The following is a 22,930-nucleotide window of genomic DNA, read 5'->3' as shown; positions in this document are numbered from 1 at the left end:
TTCGAATCTGAAAGGAGAACTACCCTCATGTCGTTGAAGATCCGTCTCGCCCGTGGTGGCGCCAAGAAGCGTCCGTATTACCGCATCGTCGTGGCCGAAAGCCGCTTCGCCCGCGATGGCCGCTTCGTGGAACGTATCGGTTCCTACAACCCGATGCTGACCAAGGAAGACCCGAACCGCGTTCTGATCGAAGTCGAGCGCGCCAAGCATTGGCTGTCGAAGGGTGCCCTGCCGACCGAGCGCGTGCAGCACTTCTTCGCCAAGCTCGGCCTCATGGAAGCCCCGAAGCGCCACGAGCAGACCAAGCAGGACAAGCCGAAAGCGAAGGCCCAGGAACGCGCCAAGGCGAATGCCGAAGCCGCTGCCAAGGCCGCTGAAGCTCCGGCTGCCGAGGCCTAAGGTCCGTTTTGGCGGAGAAGCCGGCAATGGTCTTGATGGGCGCCATCATCGGTGCGCATGGCATCAAGGGCGAGGTGAAGGTGAAGTCCTTCGCCGGCACGCCTGCGGCCATCGCGACCTATGGGGCGCTGGTCGATGCCAAGGGCCGGACCTTCGATCTTGCTCTGGTCGGCAAGGCAACCGCCGGCAAGGACACCCTCATCGCCCGCATCAAAGGTGTGGCCGATCGCAACGCAGCCGAGGCGCTGAAAGGCGTCGAACTTTTTGTGGCGCGCGATCGCCTGCCACAGATTGCGGATGAGGAGGAGTTCTACCTGGCGGACCTTATCGGCCTTTCTGCGGTCGATCAGGAAGGCACCCAGCACGGCCGCGTCGTCGCGGTCGAGAATTACGGCGCCGGTGACGTGCTCTCGCTCGAAGGTGGCCCCAAGGGTGCCTTCGACGTGGCCTTCACCAGGGCGCTGGTGCCGGTGGTCGACGTCAAGGCCGGTCGCCTCCAGCTCGATCTTCCCGACGGTTTCTTCGACCGTCCCGAAGGTGAGCCGGAAGACCCGGTCTTGAACTAAGGCAAGTGGAGGTGACGCAAGCGACGCAGCCACCCAAGAGCGCCTGGACGGCACGGATCCTGACCCTGTTCCCGGAAATGTTTCCGGGGCCCCTGGGTCAGAGCCTAGCCGGCAAGGCCTTGGAGAAGGGGATCTGGCGGCTGGAGACGATGCAGATTCGCGATTTCGCGACCGACAAGCATCGCACGGTCGACGACACACCCTTCGGCGGTGGTGCCGGCATGGTGATGCGGCCCGATGTGGTCGACGTGGCTCTGGCCGCAGCGACGGCGGATGGGCTCGGCACCAAGGGTAATGGGCCAGCCATCTACCTCACCCCGCGCGGGCGCCTGCTCAGGCAGGAACTGGTGCGGGAACTGGCGGCGGGACCGGGTGTGGTTGTGCTCTGCGGCCGCTACGAGGGGTTGGACGAAAGGGTGATCGAGGCGCGTGGGTTGCTGGAGGTGAGCCTCGGCGATTTCGTGCTCTCGGGCGGCGAACCGGCTGCCCTGGCCTTGATCGATGCCTGCGTCCGGCTCCTGCCCGGGGTGATGGGGGCGCAAGCGACGCTGGACGAGGAGAGTTTTGAAGCCGGCCTGTTGGAATATCCGCATTACACCAGGCCGGCTGAATGGAATGAGCGCAAGGTGCCGGAGGTCCTGATCTCCGGGCATCACGATAAGATCCAGAGCTGGCGGAATGCCCAAGCCGAGGAGACGACAAGATTGCGGCGGCCCGATCTGTGGGACGTCTATCGGAAACGCGGTGCTGAAAAGAACCGCTGAAAGAAAATCGGGCTGCGTGCGAACGCTGTCCAAGAAGTTGAAAGAAGAAAGGACCTAGACCATGACCATGTTGCATGAATTTGAAGCCGCCCAGCTCGCGAAGCTCCAGGGCGCCACCAAGGTGCCGGATTTCCGTCCGGGCGATTCGGTGAAGGTGAGCGTGAAGGTCGTCGAAGGCGAGCGCGAGCGCGTGCAGGCTTTCGAAGGCGTCTGCATCGGCCGCAAGAATGCCGGCGTGAACTCCTCCTTCACCTTGCGCAAGATCTCCTATGGCGAAGGCGTCGAGCGCGTCTTCCCGCTGTACTCGCCGCGCCTGGTCAGCATCGAAGTTGTCCGTCACGGCGACGTGCGCCGCTCGAAGCTCTATTACCTCCGCGGCCTGCGCGGCAAGGCTGCCCGCATCAGCGAGCGCGCCCAGGCGAACACCGGGGCCAATACGGGCGCGAACGCGGCGGCGGAAGCGGCCGGCGAGTAAGCCAGCCCTTCTGCAAAGGCGAACCTTGGCCGGGCGTTTCGGCTTGGTCGGGGATCGATGAACGACCCAGTCCTTTCTCGTTCGCGATCGTCCCATTTTCGGGGCGATCGCGGAGCGGGAGGGAATCAAGGCAATACCGGCTCGCGCGTTTAGGGGCCCCAAGGACGCAAAATGGCGAAGACGCTGTTCGACAAGATCTGGGAAAATCACCTGGTGCATCGTCAGGATGACGGCACCTGTCTCATCTATATCGACCGCCACCTCGTGCACGAAGTGACCAGCCCGCAGGCCTTTGAAGGCCTCCGCACGGCCGGCCGCAAGGTGCACCGTCCGCAGGCGACCCTTGCCGTCGCCGACCACAACGTGCCCACCTCGGACCGTTCCAAGGGCATCACCGAACCCGAAAGCCGCATCCAGGTCGAAACACTGGAACAGAATTGCCGCGATTTCGGCGTGCCCTATTTCTCGATGGACGATATCCGCCAGGGCATCGTGCACATCATCGGTCCGGAACAGGGCTTCACCCAGCCGGGCATGACCATCGTCTGCGGCGATTCGCACACCTCGACCCATGGCGCCTTCGGGGCCCTTGCCTTCGGCATCGGGACGTCGGAAGTGGAACATGTGCTGGCAACGCAGACGTTGATCCAGCGCCCGGCCAAGAACATGCGCATTTCGGTTGAAGGCAAGCTGCTGCCGGGTGTGACCGCCAAGGACGTGGTGCTGGCCATCATCGGCAAGATCGGCACGGCCGGCGGTACCGGTTATGTCGTCGAATTCGCCGGCTCCGTCATTCGCGGCCTGTCGATGGAAGGCCGCATGACGGTCTGCAACATGACCATCGAAGCCGGCGCCCGCGCCGGCCTCATCGCACCGGACGAAACCACTTTTGAATACATCAAGGGCCGCCCGCTGGCGCCCAAGGGTGCTGCCTGGGAACAGGCGGTGGCCTTTTGGAAAACCCTGCCCTCGGACCCGGACGCAAAATACGATGTCGAGATCGAGCTGAAGGCCGAGGACATCGTCCCTCAGGTTACCTGGGGCACCAGCCCCGAAGACGTGCTGCCCATCACCGCCAAAGTGCCGAACCCGGCCGATGTGGCCGATGAGGACAAGCGCCGTGCCATGCAGCGCGCGCTTGATTATATGGGCCTCACTGCCGGCACGCCGCTGACGCAAGTGAAGGTCGACCGTGTCTTCATCGGGTCCTGCACCAATGGCCGCATCGAGGATCTGCGCGAAGTTGCCAAGCTCGCCGCGGGCCGCAAGGTCGCGGCCCATGTCAACGCGATGGTGGTTCCCGGCTCCGGTCTCGTGAAGGCGCAGGCCGAAGCCGAAGGCCTCGACAAGATCTTCATCGAAGCCGGCTTCGACTGGCGTGAGCCCGGCTGCTCCATGTGCCTTGCCATGAACCCGGACAAGCTGGCGCCAGGCGAACGTTGCGCCTCGACCTCGAACCGCAATTTCGAAGGGCGTCAAGGTCGCGGTGGCCGCACGCATCTGGTCAGCCCCGCGATGGCCGCCGCCGCCGCCATCACCGGCCATCTTGCCGACGTCCGCGAACTCGCCTGATGAAACCGGCCGTGCCGGGCCAATGATTTGAGTCAGTGATTCGAGTCTGGGATTCGAGCCAGTGTTTCGAATCTGTGATCAGGGCCCGGCACCTGCTGGCCTATGCGGCGAGATGTCTCATGGGTCGATTGTCTCAGTTGGGTTGTTCTTCCTCGGTTTGGCAGAATGCGCGTAGCGATCTGGCAATAATCGCTTAAAGCGAGGAATTGGATCGGAACCTACACGCAAAGGTATTTACGACTTATTTTCCCGCGACGTTCATTCTCTTCCCAAGCATATTGGAGGAGAGACTGCCGTGCGCGTCAATGAACCGATCACCGATCGCGAAGTCCAAATGAAGGAAGGCGAGGCCCTGGTATCCAAGACGGATGCCGGTGGTCGCATCACCTTCGTCAATCGCGCCTTCATCGACATCAGTGGCTTCACCGAAGCGGAACTGATCGGACAGCCGCACAATCTCGTGCGCCACCCGCACATGCCCAAGGAGGCCTTCGCCGACCTCTGGGCCGACATCAAGGCCGGCAAGGCGTGGGAGGGCCTCGTCAAGAATCGCACCAAGAGCGGCGATTTCTATTGGGTCCGCGCCAACGTGACGCCGCTGGTCGAAGAGGGCGCCGTCGTCGGCTACATGTCGGTGCGCAGCAAGCCCAGCCGCGAGGACATCGCGGCGGCAGAAGGTGCCTACGAACTCTTCCGCAACAAGCGCCAGGGCAACCGCAAGATCGCCAGTGGCCGCGTGGTGACGACCGGCATCGGTTCCCGGCTGGCGCGCCTCAAGCAAAGCATCATCGCGCGTGTCGGCGCCACCGTCGCTATCCTGACGGTCATCGTGGCGGCCGTCGCCGCCATCGGACTGACTGGGATGAGCGATGCGCACAAATCCGCCGATTCCGTGTACCAGGACCGTGTCATCCCGCTGCAGCAGCTGAAATCCGTCGCCGATATGTATGCAGTCAATATCGTCGATACGACGCACAAGGTACGCAATGGCGGCAGCAGCGGCCTGGACTGGAATGCCGGTCTTGCGTCGATCGGACAGGCCCGCAAGACGATCGCCGAGCAATGGTCGACTTACGCCGCGAGCCCTCATACACAAGAGGAAACGCAGCTGAAGGATGAAGCCCTGCCCTTGATGCAGGAAGCGGGCACGGCGATCGACGAGCTCGAGAAGATCTTCACCGCCCAAGACAAGGCGGCGCTCGACACGTTCGTCAAGGACAGGCTCTACCAGGAAATCGACCCGATCTCGGCCAAGATTTCTGAACTGGTTGCGCTGCAGCCGCGCGTGGCCGGCGAGATGGTGGCCGGAGTCAATGCCGATTTCAACCTGCACGCCGCAATCGCCGCGGCCATGACAGTTGTCGGCCTCATCGTTGCGACCATCATGTGCATCGTGGTTTATCGCAGTCTGCGGGGCCCCGTCGTCCGGCTCGACCGTCAATTGTCGGCCATCGCGCGCGGCGAATACGATCTGGCGGTCGATGACGATCCCATCGTCGAGTACCGGCCGATCAGCGCCATCGTTCGCGCCATGCGCTCGCAATTGGCCTATGGCGTGTTGGAGAAGCGAGAGCTGGATACGCAGGCGGCCGAAAAGCGCAAGACGGCGCTCGAAAAGATGGCCAATTCGGTTGAGCTTGAGACGACCAGTGCGGTGGCCGCCGTTGCCAAATTCACCGGCGACATGTCCGATGGCGCCCGCCACATGTCGGATGCCGCGATGCATGTGAGCGAGAATTCACAGGCCGTTTCGGCAGCGGCGACAGAGATGCTGGCCAGCACGCAGACCGTCAGCACGGCGACCGAAGAATTGGCGGCCTCGATTCGCGAGATCAGCAGCCAGCTGGACAGCACCGTTGCCATCAGCCGGCAGACCATGGCTGCCTCGGAAGAAACGATGCAGGACATGCAGAAACTGTCCGGCGTTGTCGAGCGCATCTCCAACATCACCGGCGTCATCCGTGAAGTTGCGGCGCAGACCAACCTGCTGGCGCTCAATGCCACGATCGAGGCAGCCCGGGCCGGTGATGCCGGCAAGGGCTTTGCCGTCGTCGCAGGCGAAGTCAAGAACCTCGCCGCCCAGACCGCCAACAGTACTTCCGAGATCGAAAAGATCGTCGACGAGATCCGCGTCGCGACCGAGGCTACCGTCCATTCGGTGAGCGGCATCGTCACCAAGATCCGCGACGTCGATTCCTATGCAAGCTCCATCGCTTCAGCGGTCGAGGAGCAGTCGGCGGCGACCGGTGAAATCGCCCGCAGTGTCGGTCAGGCGGCGGACGCAGCCAAGGAAGTGGCGGAGCGGATCAACAAGGTCGCCGAGCAGGCTGAGCTTACCGGCCAGCAGGCGGCCAATGTCAACGAACTTGCCTCCCATGTCGATGAGAGCATCCAGGATTTGCGTGGCACGATTGTTCGGGTCGTGCGCGAATTCGACAAGGATGTGGATCGCCGCCGCAATAAGCGCGTTGCACCCAGCATGTCGACGACCGTTCAGCTCATTTCCGAGGGCAAGACCTTTGGCGCGGCGCTGTCTGACGTCTCCATGGGCGGCGCCAGATTCTCGATCCCTGAAGGCTCCAGCATCGGCCGGTCGGTCATCGTTCGCCTGGGCAACGGCGTGCCCGAAATATATCTCACCGTGAAAGAACATAGTGGCGGACTGCTGCGCGGAAAATGGGAGCTTCAGGAGGCTGCTCGTCAACCGTTGGTTAAATTCATCAGCGCGATCGAACATCCGGAAATGATTCGGCTGGCAGCCGAGTAAGCAATCTAGGTCTGCTACTATTTCAGCCCATTCGGCGCCCGTGGCAGGAAAGCGGCGGTTTGCCGGTGCCGGAGGGCTGAGATGTTAATCCTTTGTTGTCACAAGAATAGGTAACTGATCCCGTCACCTTGTCCGGACGGAGTCAATCTTGCGCCTCAACGAACCCATCACCGATCATGAAATCCAGATGCAGGACGGTGACGTCCTGGTAACCAGGACCGATGCCGGGGGGCGCATCATCTTCGTCAACCAGGCCTTCCTCAGGATCAGCGGATATACCGAGGAGGAATTGATGGGCCAGCCGCACAACATCGTGCGGCATCCGCAAATGCCCAAGGAAGCCTTTGCCGATCTGTGGTCGACGATCAAGGCTGGCCATGCCTGGGAGGCGCCGGTCAAAAACCGCGCCAAATCGGGCGACTATTACTGGGTCCGCGCCAATGTCACTCCGGTGATCGAGAATGGCGCCGTCACCGGCTATATCTCGGTGCGCGCCAAACCGAGCCGCGCCGAAGTGACGGCGGCCGGCAAGATCTACGACCTGATCCGCGCCGGTCGGCAGGGCAATCTCAAGGTCGAAGGGGGCCGCGTCAAGCAAGGCGGCTTGCTGGCCAAGCTGCGCGAAGTGAAGCAGAGCCTTGCCGCCCGCATCGTGGCGACCCTGGCCATCATGATCGGGTGTCTCATCACCATTACCGCGATCGGTCTTGGCGGCGTGGAAGAATCGGGCGGCGCGGAAGAATCGAGTGCTGCGCTGCAAGCGATGTGGATCGTGGCGACGTTCGGCTTCGCCTTCGCCGGTCTCATGTGCGTCCTCATCTACCGCAACGTCAACGCGCCGCTCGGCCGGTTGCAGCAGCAGCTGACCGCCATCACGCGCGGCGAATTCGGCCGTGCCGTACCGGACGATCCCATCGTCGAGTTCCGCCCCATCAGCAACATCGTCCGTGCCATGAAGGCGCAGCTCAGTTTCGCGGTGGAAGAAAAAGTGGAACTCGATCGCCATTCCGTCGCCAAGCGCAACAAGGTGCTGCGCGACATGGCCGATACGGTCGAAGAACAGATCGCCGGTGCGGTCGGCACTGTCGCCGGCTTTACCGAGAACATGTCCGGCAGCGCGCGCAACATGGCGGAGGCAGCGCAAAAGGTCAGCGAGAACTCGCAGGCCGTGTCGGCCGCGGCAACGCAGATGCTCTCCAACACCCAGACGGTCAACTCCGCCACCGAAGAACTGGCCCTGTCGATCCGCGAAATCGCCGGCCAGCTTGACCAGACCGTCAAGGTGAGCCGGGCCACCATGGCCTCGTCCGAATCGACCATGCAGGACATTCAGAAGCTGTCCAACGTGGTCGATCAGATATCGGTCATCACGGGCGTCATTCGCGATGTGGCGGCGCAGACGAATCTGCTGGCGCTCAATGCCACCATTGAAGCGGCCCGTGCCGGTGATGCCGGCAAGGGCTTTGCTGTGGTCGCCAACGAAGTGAAAAACCTCGCCGCTCAGACTGCGAACAGCACGGCGGAAATCGAAAAGACCGTGGGCGAAGTGCGCGCGGCCACGAACGTCTCGGTGACGTCCGTCAATGCCATTGTCGACAAGATCCGCGAGGTGGACAGTTTTGCAACCTCCATCGCCTCGGCGGTTGAACAGCAATCAGCTGCGACAGCCGAGATCGCGCGCAATGTCGGCCAGGCGGCGGAAGCCGCCAAGGAAGTTGCCGAACGCATCAATCTCGTGGCCGATCAGGCGGAAATGACCGGCGACCAGGCCGCCAACGTTCATTCGCTGGCCGGTGACGTCGATGGCTCCATCCGTGATCTGCGCTCTGCCGTGGTTCGCGCCGTGCGGCATGTCGATGCCTCGGTCAACCGGCGCCGGCACGAACGCTATGGTATCTCCCGCAAGGTCGACATCAGCAGCGGTGCCGATCGTTTCACTGCCGAACTCGTCGATCTCTCGTTGGGCGGGGCGCGTCTCAACTGGCCGGCGGACAGGAAACCCGCTGCACAGATCAACCTCGATCTGGGGCCCTCCTTGAGCAGCCTGCGCCTCACGGTCAAGGAGCAGGTGGAGACCATGTTGCGCGGTAAATTTGAACTCACTGACGCTGAATCGCGCGCGCTTGCCGGCTTTATCGAACGGGCAAAAGAGACGCGGCAGGCCAGCAAGGTCGCCTGATATCAGGGTTCCCGGACCACCACCCGGTCGCCCGGCCCCATGGTCTCCAGGATCTTTTCCAGATCGGGGCGGTCGAAGGCGATGCAGCCTTCGGTCGGCCGGTAATCCGCGTGGGCGAGGTGGACGAAGACGGCGCTGCCCATGAAGGGTACCACCGGATCGTCATTGTGGCCGATGACCAGAACAAGGTCGTAGAGATGATCGCCGCGCCACAATCGCTCATGGCTGGCGGCATAGGGCAGGGCGACGGCGCGGTTATAGGCGATGTCCTCCGGCGCGTCGCACCAGCCGTCATCCTCCTCGATCACCGTTACCGGCAAGCGGGTCGCAGGTTGCCGGCCCTTATCGGTGCGAACGAGCAGCCGGCGTAGCGGAAAGGCGCCGACCGGCGTGCCGCCGTCGCCTTCGCGCTTATCTACAATGATGCCGCCACGGCCCAGCGCGCAGCGAAAGCGCTGGCCGTTCAACGTGGCCCAGCCTTGCGTGGCGCCTTTGCTCTCGGCCGTGACGATCAATTCCATCATGCGCCTTCGGTTTAAGGGGTGAGGATCAGGCCTTCCCTGGCCACCAGGGTTCCGGGTCGCGCCTTTTCGGCATCGATGGCGACTCGGTCCATGAATGCATCGTCATGCGACGGATCATGGTGAAAAAGCACCAACGTCTTCACCCTGGCCGCATCCGCCAGGCGCACCGCTTCCTGCCAGGTCGAATGGCCCCAGCCCTTGAAGCGCGTGAACTCCTCATCGGTGTAGGTGGCGTCATAGACGACCACATCGGCATCTTCGATCAGCGCCAGGATCACCGGGTCGAGCTGCTTGGTGTCATGCTCGCAATCGGTCACGTAGCAGACCGACTTCCCTTGCCAATCGACACGGTAGCCGGTGGCGCCGTTGGGATGATTGAGCGGGCAGGTCTGCACCTTGAGGCCCGGACGCGGCTCCAGCACTTCGCCGGCGATGAAGTCGTGATAATCGGGTTGCGCCGAAAAGATCTCGAGCGGCACCGGAAAGAAAGGCTCGGCCATCAGGCCCGACAGCGCTTCCTTGAGACCGCGCTCCGGTTTGAGGTGCCCGGCCCAGATACGGATCTTCGATCCCGGCAGATAGAGCGGCGCGAAGAAAGGCAGGCCGACAACATGATCGATATGCGTGTGGGTGAAGAAGAGTTCCGCTTCGACGGGACCCTTCGCCGCGAGCTCGCGGCCCAGTTGCCGGATGCCGGTGCCGGCATCGAAGACAAGCACATAGGGGCCAGCGCGCACTTCCAGGCAGGAGGTATTGCCGCCATAGCGCACATATTCTGGACCGGAACAGGAAAGGGAGCCACGTACTCCCCAAAAGCGAACGGACAAATCAGCCGTCGAGGCACCAACCGATTGCGACAAAACACTCAATCCTTTTTCGGCGTCCCCGTCTTCTTAGACCGCCATCCCTTGAACCGCCCGGTTTCACCCCGCTATCCGGCGCGGGCGAATGATGGCATTGTTTGCGCCGCTTGCAAAGTGAGCCTGTAAGCTTTTGCCGCGCCAGCATTTGTCAGATTGCGGCAGATAAATTGCCAAAAGGAGTATGGTTATTGACCTCGGTTGAGCGGACCTGCTGGCCCGTGGCCTTGCTGGGCGTTGGCATCAGTGCTTTCGGTGCCTTTCTGCAATTCAAGCTGCCCCCCGTCCTGCCGGCATTCCTGGCGGCCTATCCCCACAGCGCCACAATTGCCGCCTGGTTCATGTCGGTCTTCGCCCTGGTGGGCCTGCTGGCATCGGCGCCGCTCGGCCGGCTGATCGAGCATCACGCGCTTTCCATTGCCTTCAGCCTGGGCCTCGGCATCGCCGCCATCGGCATCGTTCTGGGGCTGGCGGCACCGCAATCGGCGGGGCTGATGCTGCTGGCGCGCGGGCTGGAGGGGCTCACCTTCGCCATCTTCGCGGTGATCGGCCCGGTCATCGCCAATTCGGCGACGGCGCGGCGCGACCTCGGCCTGGTGACCGGCCTCATTGCCGCCTGGATTCCGATCGGCCAGCTTCTGGCGGGCCTGCTCGCCTTGGCCGGCGCCGATTGGCGGGAATTGTGGTTGATCAATCTCGCCCTCATGCTGCCGCTCATTGCCGCAGCCCTTCTCTATCGGCGTTGGCTGGGTCCGGTGAAGCGGCCGGGCGGCGGTGCCGGCACCACCAAGACGCATCCGGGCCTCATCATTGGGGCCGGCATCTTTCTGCTCTGGTCGCTGCAATTCTTCGCCTTCATGACCTGGCTCACCAAATACCTCACCGGCGAACTGCATTTGAGCGCCGCCGCGGCGATCCTGGCCTATCTGCTTCCCGTCATCGTGGTGATGAGCTGCAACATCGCCACCGGCTGGGCCCTGGCGCGCGGGTTGAAGCTGCTGCCGGCGTTGTTCACAGCGCTGCTGTTGCAGGCCGTTGTGTGGCTCAGCGCACCATGGCTCGACGGTGTTCCGGGCATTCTCATGCTGATCGTTTTCGGCATCGGCGCCGGCGTGGCGCCGGCCTGCTTCTTCCATCTGCCGCACAATCTCGATGGCATGCAGGCCGGGCCCAAGGCCTATGGCGTGCTGATGACGGGCCGCAATTCAGGCGTGTTTCTGGGGCCGATCCTCATGGCTTGGCTGTTTCAGGGCAGCCTCGGCTGGTCCGGCGCCGCCGTCGTCATCGCAGCCATCTGCGTGCTCTCCGCGCTGCTGGCGCTGACCCTGGCGCGGCGTCTCAAATAGAGCGGACGGGTCAGGGTATCAGCTTGTAGCCGCCGGCATCGGTGACCAGGATCTGCGCCTTGGCCGGATCCTTCTCGATCTTCTGGCGCAGGCGATAGACATGGGTCTCCAGCGTGTGTGTGGTGACGCCCGCATTGTAGCCCCAGACTTCGCCGAGCAGGGTCTCGCGCCCGACCGCGCGCTGTTCGGCGCGATAGAGATATTTGAGGATCGCCGTTTCCTTCTCGGTCAGGCGGATCTTCTTGTTGGCCTTCTCGTCGACCAGCATCTTCACATTGGGCTTGAAGACATAGGGGCCGATCGGAATGAGCGCGTCCTCGCTATGCTCGTGCTGCCGCAGATGCGCGCGCAAGCGCGCCAGCAATTCGCCCAGCCGAAAGGGCTTCGAGATGTAATCATTGGCGCCCATGTCGAGTCCGCGGATCGTATCCGCCTCGCCTGACGACGCCGTCACCATGATGATGGGGACGCTGATCCCGGCCTTGCGCATGGCCTCGCAGACCTGCCGGCCGTCGCCATCGGGCAGGCCCACATCGAGCAGGATCGCGTCCGGTTTTTCCTTCAGCGCCACGCTGAGCGCGTCGCCAGCCGTCCCGGCTTCGACACAGGCAAACTCGCCATCGATGGCCAACTGCTCTGCCAGGGTCTTGCGCAGGGCCTCGTCGTCATCGACGAGCAGGATACGGCGCTGGTGGGTCAAGCTCATGGATACGGGAACTCCCCTCTTTATAAGTGTGAGATAACATTGCCCCATCCGCCTGACAAGGTATCCTCCCCGGCCGACTCCCGGAAAGTTCCGTATTCTCGCGGACTTAGCGATAGGACGACAAGGTCGAGGGAGGCTCCCCCGGGGGCGCATGGGTGGGTCGCCCGGGGTGGGCTTGACCGGATCATTAAATAATCCCCATATGCGGGGAACGAGCCCATCCTGGATTGCCAACATCGGATAAATGATGACGCCGATCGATCCGGCGGCCCTCGACCCCAGTGTCTGGACTGCCACCTGCCTTGCCCAAGTTGAACGCGCTGTGGCCGAATTGCGCCGCGGCGGCGTCGTGGCGTTGCTGGAGGGCGACCTTGCGGCCCTGGTGCTGGCGGCCGAAACGGTCGAACAGCCGGCTTTGGCGACCCTGCAGACCGCCAGCAATGGCATGACCGGTGCTGCCGGGAAGAAGGGCGAGGTGCGCCTGGTCCTCACCATTGAACGTGCCCAGGCCCTGCAGAAGCGGGGGTTGATGCTGCCGGCCAATCTGCCGGTCCAGGATTATCGCCTGCTTGCCGTCGCCGGTACGCTGGCCGCTGAAGCGGTACGCCAGTTGGCCGATCCTACCGTTGCGGCCTTCGATGCCCAGGCTCTGGGGGTTGCGGCCACCAATGACGTCTCGCCGGCCCTCTGCCAAGGCGCCATCGAACTGGCCAAGGCCGCGCGCCTGTTGCCGGCGGCGATCCTGGTACTGGTGCCCCGGGCCGGTCTTGATCATTGGGTCGATGCAGCCTTCCGCATGGAAGCGCGCGATCTGGCCCATTGGCGCCGCAATGCCGCCGCCGATCTGCGCCGGGTAAGCTCGGCCCGCGTGCCGCTCGAAGGCGCTGAAGACGCCGAAATCATCGCCTTCCGCCCCCATGACGGCGGCAAGGAGCATCTCGCCATCATCATCGGCAAGCTCGACACGACCAAACCGGTGCTGACCCGTCTGCATTCGGAATGTTTCACGGGCGACCTACTCGGTTCCCTGCGCTGCGATTGCGGCGAACAGCTGCGCGGCGCCATTTCGGCCATCGCCAATTCGGCGCCCGATGGGACCGGAAACGGCGTGCTGCTCTATCTGGCGCAAGAGGGGCGCGGCATCGGCCTCGTCAACAAGCTGCGCGCCTACCGCCTGCAGGATGCCGGTGCCGATACGCTGGACGCCAATCTGCAACTGGGCTTCGGTGCCGATGAACGGCTCTATCAGCCGGCGGCGGAAATGCTGCGCCAGATCGGCGTGGGGGCAGTGCGCCTCCTCACCAACAACCCGGAAAAGGTCACCGGCCTCGCCCAATGCGGCATCAACGTGACGGAGCGCGTTCCGCACGTGTTCCCGTCCAATGACCATAACGAACGCTATCTCTCCACCAAGGCCATCCGTTTCGGCCATATGTTCTAAGAGCTTGGCACGGGGTTTGCTCATGCTTTCCTGACGGAGTGCCGACATGGTGTCGGCGCGGGTTCAGGGATGGCCCCCTTGGCGGAATTTCCGACCATCGCAGCGACATCGGCGCCTTACCCCACCTATGCGGGGATGAGCCAGATTCCACCGCAGGGGGATAGCGGCTCCATCCCCGGCGATGCGCTGCGCCCGGGAGCCATCGACCAGAGCCAGTTCCAGCAGATGCTGCAGGCACAATATAGAGCGCAGCAGCAGGGCAAGGGGGTCCAGCCGGTCAAGGGCCTGACCCTTGCCGACTATCGCAAGCTTGCCGGAATCCCGACCGCCCAGCGGGCCCCGGCAACCCAGGCGCCAACCCAGGCGGCACCCCAGGCAGCGCCACAGGTCAAGGCGGCGGCGCCTGCGGCCGGGGACGGCATTCCGACCCTGAGCCTGGAACAATTTGCCGCCCTCACCGGCATGCCGCTGCCCAATGCCGTCCCTGAAACCGTGCCCATTTCGGCGCAAAGCGGTGTGCCGCTCGCCACCGGGCCGGTCGAAACGGTGACGGAATCCGATCCCGCCGTGGCAGCCATGTCGCAAACGGCCGCAGTCCCCGAAACCGCCGATGCGGCGGACGGCACGGCGGACGGCATTCCCGTCCTGCCTTCCGACGGCGCCGACGTCCCGGCCGCCACCGCAAAACCCGCCAGCGACGAGAACAGCCGGGTGGTGATGCTGGATACCTATCCCGACCGCGAGGAACAGCGCCAGATTGCGGCGCAGGGCAAGACCTGGCGCATGAAGGAAACGCCGGGAGCCCGTGAACTCTTCCTGGGTCCTGATGGTGAGTTCGGCTGGGACGATTTCATCGACATCATCAACCCGCTGCAGCACATCCCGGTCGTGGCCCAGATCTACCGGGCGGTGACCGGGGACCAGGCCTATGGCCTGTCGAACTTCATCGGTGCCTTGCCCTTTGGCGTGGTTTCCGTCGCCAGCGCCGTCGCGGATACCGTGATCCGGGCGCAAACCGGGCGCGATGCCGGGACCGATATGGCGGCCAGGGTGCTCGGCATCGACAATCGCACGCCGGAAGAAGCCAATCTCCATCTGGTGACACAGCCGACCGATCAGGCCGCGGCGGCGCCCGTTGCCGAGGACCCGAACATCCAGGTGGCCGCGGTGCCGACGGCGGAACCCTGGACCCGGGACAGCGCCGGAATCGGCCGCGATTGATCGGGTTCGCGGCGCCCCTTGCCTAAGTAGCGCTGAGCGGTCATTTTCGCCGCCATCAACCCACCACTTCCGGCTACCATCCAAGGCAGCGTTCATGCCGTCGGCCTATTGGCGAAAATTGACCTTCGGTCTGTCTACTTTGCTGGGCGCAAGGCCGCGGGGCTTCTTCATCCCTTATCGCTATGCCGATCAATTGCGCGCGCCCGCCTCCTATCCGCCGGCCGAGGCATTGCTGGCGGCGGCGCAGCCGATCTTTGCCAAGGCGCTGCATGACCTTGCCGACTACCGCGATGAATTGCTGCGCATTCCGGCGCAAGCACCGGCACCGTCGCCGCGCTGGGGCCAGGATTGGTTCGCGACCCTCGACGCGGCGATGCTCTATGCCATCATCCGGTCGCACCGCCCGGCCCGTCTGCTGGAGGTAGGCTCCGGCCATTCGACGCGCTTTGCCGCGCGCGCCATCGCCGATGGCGGACTGACGACCGCCCATGTTGCGATCGACCCCGCGCCGCGCGCCGATTGCAGCCGGCTAAAGGTCGACCTGCATCGCCAGGTGCTGGACGATGCCGATTCCGCGCTCTTTGGGGCGCTCGGCAAGGGCGACATTCTCTTCGTCGATTCCAGCCATATCCTGATGCCGGGAACAGATGTCGACCGGCTCTTCAATTGCATCCTGCCAGCCTTGCCGCGCGGTGTCCTGGTGCATATCCACGACATCTTCCTGCCCGACGATTATCCGGTCCATTGGGTCTGGCGCGGCTATAACGAGCAGCTGGCAGTCCTGCCGCTGCTTGCGGGCGGGGCCTACCGACCGCTCTTTGCCAGCCGCTATGTGCAGTCGCGCATGGGTAAGGAAGTGGCAGCGTCGCTGGTCGCGACGCTGCCTGGACATGAAAATCTCGCCACGTCGTTGTGGCTGGAGAAAGCCTGAGCAGCAGGGGTTACTGCAGCGGCTTCACCGAGACTTCGCGCAGCCAATAGCTGCCGCCGACATTGGTGATGAGGATGCCATCGAGATCGCCCTTGAGGCTGGTGTCGCTGGCATTGATGGCGAGCTGCCCATCGAGCAGCACGGTCATCTTGCCATTGGCATCGCGCGTCATCGTCAATTCGTGGGCGCCGCCGTCTTCGAGGTTGATGGCGCCGTTATAGGCACCCAGCGTGGTCGCGCCGTTGGCCGTGACCTTCTGCAGCATCAGGCCCTGATTATTGCCCGGCTGATAGGCGACGCGGTACTGGTTCTGCGCCGAGGCCCCTTGATAGAGGCTGAGCTGCAGCCCGCCGTAACGATCCTTCGAGGTGAATTTGGTGCTGGCCGTGAACGCGCCGGGCAGCTTCGCCTTGGTGTAGATCGCGGCATATTGCGCGCCGGTGCCTTGCTGCTGCGTTCCTTGCGGGTTGAGGAGATTGCCGAGCAGATTGTTGAGATTGGCCTGCTGGCGGATCTTGCTCACCAGGCCGCGATTGCTGCCGGACTTGTCGACTTGCCACTGGCCGGCGGTCACCTTCCAGGTGGCATTGGTGGTAAACTCGCCGTCGCTGAAATTGTCGAGGAAGGGCTGCGCCTGCGACACCATCGTCGCCGCTTCATATTCGTTGAGTGTCTTCTTCAGGTCGTCCAGGAAGTCCGGCGACGCCGCCTGGTCCTTTTCCGCCTGTGCAATCTTGGCCTTGAGGTCGGCGATGAGCTTCTGGGTGGCCTTGCCCTGGGTCGTGCCGGTCCAGGGCTGATAGGTCGGAACGGCGTTCTCCGCCTGGGCGTCAGCGGCAGGCAGCAGCAGGGAGCCGGTGATGAGGGCCGCCGAAACGGCGCTGGCCAGCAATGCCTTCCTCAGCCCTCGGGGGGCGTGTGATGAATTATCCATGACAGGGTTTCCTCTCTTCGGCAGTTTTCTTTAATATTATAAGGATTCGTCCGTTTACCGATCCGCCGCGGTTGCAAGCGTCTTGTCATAACGCCTGATTGTCGTAACGCTTGCCGGCCACAGTCGATCCACATCACGTCGATCCCATTATGGGATGAGAGGGCTTGCGTGCGGAAGGGCTTCGCGACACTTTTTCGTGACCTCGCCGTGGTCGTGGTGGCCATGGCTGCCTTGGTGGGCTTCACCGGACGCAGCGATTGGCCCCTCCTGGTGGTCCTTCTGGCGGCGTCCCTGTCGGCGCTGGCCTTCATTCTCCTCCGCCACCAGGCGCCGCAGGACGAAAAACCGCGAGAAACCGCCCCCGATCGCCTTGGAGAAGCCGATCGGGCCGAGACCGATGGGGTGGCAATCCTGCTGGAGGCGCCACGCGCCCTGCTCGATGCCCTGCCGGACCCGGTCCTGGTGCTCGACGCCCAGCGGCGGATCAGCCTGGCCAACACCGCCGCGCGCGATCTCCTGGGTACCGAAATCGAGGCCAGCAGCCTGCTCTCGGTCCTGCGCCAGCCGATCCTGCTTACCGCCCTCGATGCGCTGGCGCGCGGCGAAACGCCCGAGCCGATCGAACTCCCAGAACTCGCCGGCCATTCGATGGTGGCCGAGCTGGCATCGATCGATCCCGCCGGCGCGGAGCTCGGGCGGACGCTGATCGTCTTCCACGATGTCTCGAACCTGCGCCGGGCCGAGAGCTTGCGCAGCGATTTTGTCGCCAATGTCAGCCATGAGCTGAAGACGCCGCTCGCCACCCTGATCGGCTTCCTGGAAACGCTGAAAGGCCCGGCGCGCAACGACGAACAGGCCCGCAGCCGTTTCCTCGACATCATGCTGACCGAAGCGCAGCGCATGAGCCGCATCGTCGCCGATCTGCTTTCCCTCTCGCGCATCGAGCTTAACGAGCACCAGCCGCCGGAAGGCGCGGCCGATCTGAAGCGCTTGGTCGGCAGCGTGGTCGACGGGCTGGCGCTGAAGGCGGAGCGGCGCGGCATCGTCATCCAGCGCCCGGCTCCCGAACTGCTGCCGGTGGTGCCCGGCGATGCCGATGAACTGACGCAGGTGGTGCAGAACCTGGTCGACAATGCGCTCAAATACAGCCGCGACCAGGCGGTGGTGACGATCAAGGCCGAAATCATCACCGATCCCGCCTTGCTGCGCCTGCATCTGCCGCATCCCAAGGGCGTCCCGGCCGCCGTCGGCCTGAGCTTCCGCGACCAGGGTCCGGGCATCGCCCGCGAACACTTGCCGCGCCTCACCGAACGCTTCTACCGGGTCGATACCGCCCGTTCGCGCGAGATGGGCGGGACGGGGCTTGGCCTTGCCATCGTCAAGCACATCGTCAACAGGCATCGCGGCAAGCTGGAAATCCAATCCGTCTTGGGTGATGGCAGTATCTTTACCATTTACCTGCCGCTCGACGCCGGCCCCCCGGCAAAAACCCCTTCCGAATCAGCCGCCTGAGCCGAAAGCCGCGGATTTCCGCGCTTTCCGAGGCGCTTGTCACATAAGCGTCACGAAATCGAAAACCGGCTGTCATGGAAGAGACCTAATACAGCGCTGCTTGGTTTCACCCAAAAAAGGTTTCTGCCATGAAGCGCATCTCTCTTGCTCTCGCCGCGACCGGCATCGTCGTTCTGACGGCCGGTGCTGCCGAGGCCCGCGACCAACTCCACATCGTCGGTTCGTCGACTGTCTATCCGTTCTCGACCGCGGTCGCCGAGGAATTCGGCAAGAGCGGCAAGTTCAAGACGCCGATCGTCGAATCAACCGGCACCGGCGGCGGCATCAAATTGTTCTGCGCCGGTGTCGGCGAAGATACCCCCGACATCGCCAATGCCAGCCGCAAGATCAAAGACAGCGAAATCGAGACCTGCAAGGCCAACGGCGTCACCTCGATCACCGAAGTGACCGTGGGCTATGACGGCATCGTCGTCGCCAATTCGAAGAGCCACGGCCGCTTTGAACTCACCGTGAAGGATCTCTGGCTGGCTCTGGCGAAGGAAGTGCCGGTGAACGGCGCGCTCGCCGCCAACCCGTACCAGACCTGGAAGGACGTCAATCCGGCCCTTCCGGCCGAGAAGATCGAAGTCCTCGGCCCGCCGCCGACCTCCGGCACCCGCGATGCCTTCGTCGAGCTCGTCATGGACAAGGGCTGCAAGGGCGTTCCCGAAGTCGACGCGATCAAAGACGAGAAGGCCAAGAAGGGCGCTTGCGGTTCGATCCGTGAAGACGGCGCCTATATCGATGCCGGCGAGAACGACAACCTGATCGTCCAGAAGCTCGAAGCCAACCCGAACGCTCTGGGCATCTTCGGCTACTCCTTCCTCGAGCAGAACGAAGACAAGCTGCAGGGCAGCCTGATGGATGGCGTCGAGCCGAGCTTCGACAACATCGTCGAAGGCAAGTACGAAGTCTCGCGCCTGCTGTACTTCTATGTGAAGAACCAGCATGAAGGCCAGGTCCCGGGCATTCGCGAATTCATCGCCGAATTCACCAGCGACAAGGCCGCGGGCGACGAGGGCTATCTTGCCGACAAGGGTATGATCCCGCTTCCCGCCGACATGCTGAAGGACGTTCAGCAGAAGGCCGCCAGCCTCACCCCGATGATGTAAGCGCCCCCGCGCTGACATTCACGGAAGAAAGAACCCTCCCCCGGAAACGGGGGAGGGTTTTTCTTTGGACGGAACCATCTGTGCGGCCGGCACCTCAACGAAGCACATGATCGAGCGGGGGCATGCTGACGAGAGCGGCAAGGCCGATCAGTGAATAGCAGATCCGACGAAACAGGATCTCGTTGGATTTCCTGAAGAGGCGCGCGCCGAGGAAGGTGCCGAGCCCATAGGCCGGACCGGTCGCCACTGCCAGGAGGAAGACCGGTCGCGTCATCAGTCCGCCGACCACGTAGCTCGCGATCGAGAGCGAGCTGGAAACAGCGAAATAGATCACGATGTTGGCGCGGATGTTGACGCTCTGAAGCGCACCGCCCAGCCAATATGCCACCACCGGCGGGCCGCCGATCTGCGCCGCGCCGCTGAAGAGCCCGGCAATGCCGCCGACGCCGACGGTCAGCAGCTTTCTTGGTTGCCCCCGATAGTGCCAGCCCGACGTCAGCAGGACCAGCAACCCGGCCACGACAGCAAGCAGCGCCCATCGCACAAGCAGCGGGTCGGCGACGGCAAGAACCGTGGTGCCGAGCGGAACACCCAGCAGCGCACCCAATGCCATGAAGCCGACATCGCGCTTGTCGGCGCGCCGCCAGGCATCGGGCAGGAGGCCCAGGGCCATGCTCGTATCGATCAAGAGCAGAATCGGCGCTGCAAGAACAGGTCCGATCACCGAACTGGCGACCGGCACGAAGATGAGCGCGGCGCCAAAACCCGCAAAGCCCCGCGCCAGGCCGGCTATGAAGGCGACACCGATCAGCAGACCGATCTCATGGCTGGCGTAGCCGGTGGCGATCTCATTCCAAAAGGTCGACATGATCCGCTCATTTCAATGTCGCGAGGCGTGCGTGCCGGGCCAGCCCGGGGTCGCTTCCCGACTGGATCATGGCAGGATAATGCTGCAGAATTGCAGGTCACGATCTATTGCTGCCGAATGGAGCTGCAATAATGCAGACACCTGATTGGAACGACCTGCGCCACGTCCTCGCGCTCGGTCGGGCCGGGTCCTATTCCGGTGCCGCCCGCCTGCTGCAGGTCAACAGCACAACGGTGGCGCGGCGGATCAAGGCAATCGAATCGCTTCTGGCTGTCAGCCTGTTCACGCGCGATGCCAACGGCGCCCTTGCTCCCACGGCTGCGGGCAAGATCACGATTGCGCGGGCGGAGGCGATCGAGGCCGAGATAGGCAGCCTGACCGCAACGGTAAAAGGCGCCGATCAGCCAGCAACGGGCAATGTCAGACTGACCACGGTGCCGATCATCGCGAACCGGCTGCTCATTCCAGCCCTGCCGGCCTTGCTGGACAAGCATCGCGGCCTGCCATCGAACTCATCGCCGATGCGCGCGGCTATGATCTGGTGCGGCGCGAGGCGGACATCGCCCTGCGTTTCGCCCGCCCGGAATCGTCGCTGGGGACAAGGGTGCTGGCACGGCGAATTGCAACGCTCGATTATGCCGTCTATGTGCCTTCCGCAGCGCGTGGCAGGGGCGCCGAGCTGCCCTGGCTGACCCTTGAGGCCGGGATGGCCCATCTGCCGCAGGCGCGCTGGATGGCGGAAATGGCGCCTAAACACGGTGGCCTGGCTGCCGTGGCGGTCAATGACGGCGACGTCCTGGTGCATTGCGTCCAATCAGGGCTGGGCCGCACGCTGCTGCCGCGCTTGATCGGCGACCGCATTTCCGGGCTGAAGCGTGTCGATCTCCCAGGGTTATCGCCGCCAAGACGCGAGCTCTGGCTGCTCGCACATCGTGACTTGCGCCCGCTGGCCAGATTTGCCGTCGTGATTGATTGGCTGGCAGGACTCTTCGCGGCGGTAGGGGATTAGTTGCGTGCCCGTGGATGCGCCGCCTGATAGACGCTGAGGAGCTGGGCGGCGTCGATCTCGGTGTAGCGCTGGGTGGTGGAGAGGGAGGCGTGGCCCAGGAGTTCCTGGATCGCCCTGAGATCGCCGCCGCCGGCCAGCAGATGCGTCGCGAAGGAATGCCGCAGGGCATGCGGCGTTGCCGTCTCCGGCAGGCCCAATTGCGCCCTTAAACTTTGCAGATTGCGCTGGATGATGCGGGGATTGAGGGGCCCGCCCTTGGCGCCGAGGAAAAGCGATCCGGTCTTGGCGACTGGCCAGGGGCAGGCGGCGAGATAATCCTCGATCGCCTCGGCCACCACGGGCAGGACCGGCACCAGCCGCGTCTTGCCGCCCTTGCCGGTGATGCGCAGGGTGCCGCCGGCTTTCGGCGCATCGGCGCGGGTAAGACCCAACGCCTCGGAGATGCGCAGGCCGCACCCATAAAGCAGCAACAGCACGGCAAGATCGCGCTTCTGCAGCCAGGGCTCGTCACTGGCCAGCTCGACATTGTCGAACAGGGTTTCGGCTTCGGCGGCGTTCAAGGGTTTCGGCACCGAGCGGGGCAGGCGGGGGCCGCGCTGCGTGCCGAGCACGCCGATCTCGATCCTGCCGTCGCGCACCAGGCGGCGGGCCAGGCTCTTCACGGCCGAGAGCGCGCGGGCATTGCTGGCGGCGATCAGGCCACGCTCCCGTCTCGCCGACAGCCAGGCGCGAATATCGGCGCGGGTGAGGGCGCCCAGGCGCGCCACATTCGGCGCATCGCCGTCATAGAAACTTAAGAAACGCAGGAAGTCGCCGACATCGCGTTGATAGGCCTCGATGGTGAGCCTGGCGGCGCGCCGTTCCTGGGCGAGGTGACCAAGCCAGCCTTTGAGGGCCGCGACCAGATCGGCCTTGGCGAAGAGCAGCGGGTTGGCATCGACCTTCACCGCTGCGGGCTGGCTCATGGTTTTGGCAGGTCCAGCCATGAGCGGATGCCGAACTCGATGATCCGGCCTAAGAAATTCATCAGCTCGGTGCCCTGCCCGGCATGAAAATAGCCGGGATGGCGCGTGCCGAAGGCGATGAGCCCTGCCGGTGCCACCTTGCTGATGGCAAGGCGCAGGACCGCGTCGGAGCGCACCAGATCAGCGGCACCGCCATAAATCTCGGGATCGCCCTCGACCTCGTCGCGCAGCCACACCTTGCGGTTCTTGCCGATCAGCCGGTCGACGGCACCCCGGTCGAGGAACTGGATGCCGTCATGCTTGGGGCGGCGTGAAGTGACGTCGGTGAGCTCGAGGCACAGGCAAACGACATCGACTTCGAGCAGGAAGGCGAGGTCCCCGGTGACGATCTCGATGAACTGCTCGAAGCTCTCCGCTTCAAGGAGGGCTATGACGGCGTTGTGGATGCGCTCGGTGGTGTTGAGATTGTCGCGGCTGTTGGCGATGATCTCGTCCTGGTCGGCGCGCAGCTTGGCGACGTCGGTCTTCAGCCGCTCCATCATGAATTGCTGCAGATCGACCACGCCGTCGCCCTTGTGGCGCTTGGGGCTGACCTGTGCGTCGAGCAATTCGGGATGGCGGGCGAGAAAGTCCGGGTTGCGCTTCAGATAGGCCGCAACCTGCGCCGCGGTGACACCGGCGCTCGGTTTGGCTTTGACCTCTTCGACAGGATCGGACATTGCGCCCTTTGCTCGCGCCGT

The 22,930-nt window shown here is 63.8% G+C and carries 22 protein-coding genes; 15 read left to right on the top strand and 7 right to left on the bottom strand.

What is annotated here, in order from left to right; all coding sequences use genetic code 11:
• Window positions 1-27: 27 nt before the first annotated feature.
• The 7 genes from rpsP to ACE3OA_RS10490 all read left to right on the top strand — a co-directional run bounded on the left by rpsP (window position 28) and on the right by ACE3OA_RS10490 (window position 8,722).
• Window positions 28-399 carry a 30S ribosomal protein S16 gene (gene rpsP / locus ACE3OA_RS10520; RefSeq protein ID WP_374310706.1) on the top strand — a complete coding sequence of 124 codons (372 nt, stop codon included), beginning with the start codon at window positions 28-30 and terminating at the stop codon, window positions 397-399.
• A 26-nt stretch (window positions 400-425) separates the two neighbouring features.
• Window positions 426-965, top strand: coding sequence for a ribosome maturation factor RimM (gene rimM / locus ACE3OA_RS10515; RefSeq protein ID WP_374310705.1), 540 nt, complete (start codon window positions 426-428; stop codon window positions 963-965).
• A gap of 11 nt (window positions 966-976) precedes the next feature.
• Window positions 977-1,729, top strand: coding sequence for a tRNA (guanosine(37)-N1)-methyltransferase TrmD (gene trmD / locus ACE3OA_RS10510; RefSeq protein WP_374310704.1), 753 nt, complete (start codon window positions 977-979; stop codon window positions 1,727-1,729).
• A gap of 61 nt (window positions 1,730-1,790) precedes the next feature.
• On the top strand, window positions 1,791-2,204 hold the full coding sequence (gene rplS / locus ACE3OA_RS10505; RefSeq protein ID WP_374310703.1) for a 50S ribosomal protein L19: 414 nt from the start codon (window positions 1,791-1,793) through the stop codon (window positions 2,202-2,204).
• Window positions 2,205-2,375: 171 nt separating this feature from the next.
• A complete protein-coding gene (gene leuC / locus ACE3OA_RS10500; protein WP_374310702.1) occupies window positions 2,376-3,776 on the top strand; it encodes a 3-isopropylmalate dehydratase large subunit in 1,401 nt (466 codons plus the stop codon).
• Window positions 3,777-4,071: 295 nt separating this feature from the next.
• Window positions 4,072-6,543: a methyl-accepting chemotaxis protein gene (locus ACE3OA_RS10495; RefSeq protein ID WP_374310701.1), complete on the top strand. Its 2,472-nt coding sequence runs from the start codon at window positions 4,072-4,074 to the stop codon at window positions 6,541-6,543.
• Window positions 6,544-6,691: 148 nt separating this feature from the next.
• Window positions 6,692-8,722 (top strand): methyl-accepting chemotaxis protein, encoded by a 2,031-nt coding sequence (locus ACE3OA_RS10490; RefSeq protein ID WP_374310700.1) that lies wholly within the window; start codon window positions 6,692-6,694, stop codon window positions 8,720-8,722.
• Window positions 8,723-8,724: 2 nt separating this feature from the next.
• Here ACE3OA_RS10490 and ACE3OA_RS10485 read toward each other — a convergent pair whose 3' ends face one another.
• Complete coding sequence (locus tag ACE3OA_RS10485) at window positions 8,725-9,246, bottom strand: L,D-transpeptidase (protein ID WP_374310699.1); 522 nt, start codon at window positions 9,244-9,246, stop codon at window positions 8,725-8,727.
• A gap of 11 nt (window positions 9,247-9,257) precedes the next feature.
• Complete coding sequence (locus ACE3OA_RS10480) at window positions 9,258-10,106, bottom strand: MBL fold metallo-hydrolase (protein ID WP_374310698.1); 849 nt, start codon at window positions 10,104-10,106, stop codon at window positions 9,258-9,260.
• A gap of 191 nt (window positions 10,107-10,297) precedes the next feature.
• Between ACE3OA_RS10480 and ACE3OA_RS10475 the strand changes: the two genes are divergently transcribed.
• Window positions 10,298-11,452 (top strand): MFS transporter, encoded by a 1,155-nt coding sequence (locus ACE3OA_RS10475; protein ID WP_374310697.1) that lies wholly within the window; start codon window positions 10,298-10,300, stop codon window positions 11,450-11,452.
• Window positions 11,453-11,462: 10 nt separating this feature from the next.
• Here the strand turns inward: ACE3OA_RS10475 and ACE3OA_RS10470 are convergent, their stop codons facing one another.
• Window positions 11,463-12,152, bottom strand: a complete 690-nt coding sequence (locus ACE3OA_RS10470) for a response regulator transcription factor (RefSeq protein WP_374310905.1) — start codon at window positions 12,150-12,152, stop codon at window positions 11,463-11,465.
• 250 nt (window positions 12,153-12,402) lie between these two features.
• Here ACE3OA_RS10470 and ribA point away from each other — a divergent pair, with 250 nt between their 5' ends.
• The 3 genes from ribA to ACE3OA_RS10455 all read left to right on the top strand — a co-directional run bounded on the left by ribA (window position 12,403) and on the right by ACE3OA_RS10455 (window position 15,751).
• Window positions 12,403-13,599, top strand: a complete 1,197-nt coding sequence (ribA, locus tag ACE3OA_RS10465; RefSeq protein ID WP_374310696.1) for a GTP cyclohydrolase II — start codon at window positions 12,403-12,405, stop codon at window positions 13,597-13,599.
• Window positions 13,600-13,677: 78 nt separating this feature from the next.
• Entirely contained in the window at window positions 13,678-14,820 is a 1,143-nt protein-coding gene (locus tag ACE3OA_RS10460) for a hypothetical protein (RefSeq protein WP_374310695.1), read from the top strand.
• 94 nt (window positions 14,821-14,914) lie between these two features.
• Entirely contained in the window at window positions 14,915-15,751 is an 837-nt protein-coding gene (locus ACE3OA_RS10455; RefSeq protein WP_374310694.1) for a class I SAM-dependent methyltransferase, read from the top strand.
• A 10-nt stretch (window positions 15,752-15,761) separates the two neighbouring features.
• Here the strand turns inward: ACE3OA_RS10455 and ACE3OA_RS10450 are convergent, their stop codons facing one another.
• Window positions 15,762-16,685: a hypothetical protein gene (locus ACE3OA_RS10450; RefSeq protein WP_374310693.1), complete on the bottom strand. Its 924-nt coding sequence runs from the start codon at window positions 16,683-16,685 to the stop codon at window positions 15,762-15,764.
• 168 nt (window positions 16,686-16,853) lie between these two features.
• Between ACE3OA_RS10450 and ACE3OA_RS10445 the strand changes: the two genes are divergently transcribed.
• Together ACE3OA_RS10445 and ACE3OA_RS10440 are read left to right on the top strand one after the other, a co-directional pair.
• Window positions 16,854-18,197 (top strand): ATP-binding protein, encoded by a 1,344-nt coding sequence (locus tag ACE3OA_RS10445; protein WP_374310692.1) that lies wholly within the window; start codon window positions 16,854-16,856, stop codon window positions 18,195-18,197.
• A 128-nt stretch (window positions 18,198-18,325) separates the two neighbouring features.
• Window positions 18,326-19,348, top strand: a complete 1,023-nt coding sequence (locus ACE3OA_RS10440) for a PstS family phosphate ABC transporter substrate-binding protein (protein ID WP_374310691.1) — start codon at window positions 18,326-18,328, stop codon at window positions 19,346-19,348.
• A gap of 94 nt (window positions 19,349-19,442) precedes the next feature.
• On the opposite strand, the gene ACE3OA_RS10435 is transcribed toward ACE3OA_RS10440, so the two are convergent.
• Complete coding sequence (locus tag ACE3OA_RS10435) at window positions 19,443-20,216, bottom strand: sulfite exporter TauE/SafE family protein (RefSeq protein WP_374310690.1); 774 nt, start codon at window positions 20,214-20,216, stop codon at window positions 19,443-19,445.
• A 131-nt stretch (window positions 20,217-20,347) separates the two neighbouring features.
• Between ACE3OA_RS10435 and ACE3OA_RS10430 the strand changes: the two genes are divergently transcribed.
• Entirely contained in the window at window positions 20,348-20,908 is a 561-nt protein-coding gene (locus ACE3OA_RS10430; RefSeq protein ID WP_374310689.1) for a LysR family transcriptional regulator, read from the top strand.
• Complete coding sequence (locus ACE3OA_RS10425; RefSeq protein ID WP_374310904.1) at window positions 20,809-21,225, top strand: LysR substrate-binding domain-containing protein; 417 nt, start codon at window positions 20,809-20,811, stop codon at window positions 21,223-21,225. Before ACE3OA_RS10430 ends, ACE3OA_RS10425 begins: the two co-directional genes overlap by 100 nt.
• On the opposite strand, the gene ACE3OA_RS10420 is transcribed toward ACE3OA_RS10425, so the two are convergent.
• Complete coding sequence (locus tag ACE3OA_RS10420; RefSeq protein WP_374310688.1) at window positions 21,222-22,190, bottom strand: tyrosine recombinase XerC; 969 nt, start codon at window positions 22,188-22,190, stop codon at window positions 21,222-21,224. The two genes, ACE3OA_RS10425 and ACE3OA_RS10420, sit on opposite strands and share 4 nt — an antisense overlap.
• The gene (locus tag ACE3OA_RS10415) at window positions 22,187-22,909 is read right to left on the bottom strand and encodes a DUF484 family protein (protein ID WP_374310687.1); all 723 of its coding nucleotides are present in this window, start codon (window positions 22,907-22,909) and stop codon (window positions 22,187-22,189) included. The genes ACE3OA_RS10420 and ACE3OA_RS10415 overlap by 4 nt, the downstream gene beginning before the upstream one ends.
• Window positions 22,910-22,930: the final 21 nt, after the last annotated feature.

Origin of the sequence: Dongia sp. (assembly GCF_041906375.1) — a bacterium.
Classification (GTDB): Bacteria; Pseudomonadota; Alphaproteobacteria; order Dongiales; family Dongiaceae; genus Dongia.
The sequence above is the reverse complement of the archived record's forward strand: the minus strand, read 5'-3'. Positions and strand labels throughout refer to the sequence as shown.

What these genes read in the sequence shown, in the direction of transcription:
- rpsP (WP_374310706.1), top strand. Translation starts at nt 28, where the DNA reads ATGTCGTTGAAGATCCGTCTCGCCCGTGGTGGCGCCAAGAAGCGTCCG.
- rimM (WP_374310705.1), top strand. Translation starts at nt 426, where the DNA reads ATGGTCTTGATGGGCGCCATCATCGGTGCGCATGGCATCAAGGGCGAG.
- rplS (WP_374310703.1), top strand. Translation starts at nt 1,791, where the DNA reads ATGACCATGTTGCATGAATTTGAAGCCGCCCAGCTCGCGAAGCTCCAG.
- leuC (WP_374310702.1), top strand. Translation starts at nt 2,376, where the DNA reads ATGGCGAAGACGCTGTTCGACAAGATCTGGGAAAATCACCTGGTGCAT.
- ACE3OA_RS10485 (WP_374310699.1), bottom strand. Translation starts at nt 9,246, where the DNA reads ATGATGGAATTGATCGTCACGGCCGAGAGCAAAGGCGCCACGCAAGGC.
- ribA (WP_374310696.1), top strand. Translation starts at nt 12,403, where the DNA reads ATGATGACGCCGATCGATCCGGCGGCCCTCGACCCCAGTGTCTGGACT.
- ACE3OA_RS10455 (WP_374310694.1), top strand. Translation starts at nt 14,915, where the DNA reads ATGCCGTCGGCCTATTGGCGAAAATTGACCTTCGGTCTGTCTACTTTG.
- ACE3OA_RS10450 (WP_374310693.1), bottom strand. Translation starts at nt 16,685, where the DNA reads ATGGATAATTCATCACACGCCCCCCGAGGGCTGAGGAAGGCATTGCTG.
- ACE3OA_RS10440 (WP_374310691.1), top strand. Translation starts at nt 18,326, where the DNA reads ATGAAGCGCATCTCTCTTGCTCTCGCCGCGACCGGCATCGTCGTTCTG.
- ACE3OA_RS10435 (WP_374310690.1), bottom strand. Translation starts at nt 20,216, where the DNA reads ATGTCGACCTTTTGGAATGAGATCGCCACCGGCTACGCCAGCCATGAG.
- ACE3OA_RS10430 (WP_374310689.1), top strand. Translation starts at nt 20,348, where the DNA reads ATGCAGACACCTGATTGGAACGACCTGCGCCACGTCCTCGCGCTCGGT.
- ACE3OA_RS10420 (WP_374310688.1), bottom strand. Translation starts at nt 22,190, where the DNA reads ATGAGCCAGCCCGCAGCGGTGAAGGTCGATGCCAACCCGCTGCTCTTC.
- ACE3OA_RS10415 (WP_374310687.1), bottom strand. Translation starts at nt 22,909, where the DNA reads ATGTCCGATCCTGTCGAAGAGGTCAAAGCCAAACCGAGCGCCGGTGTC.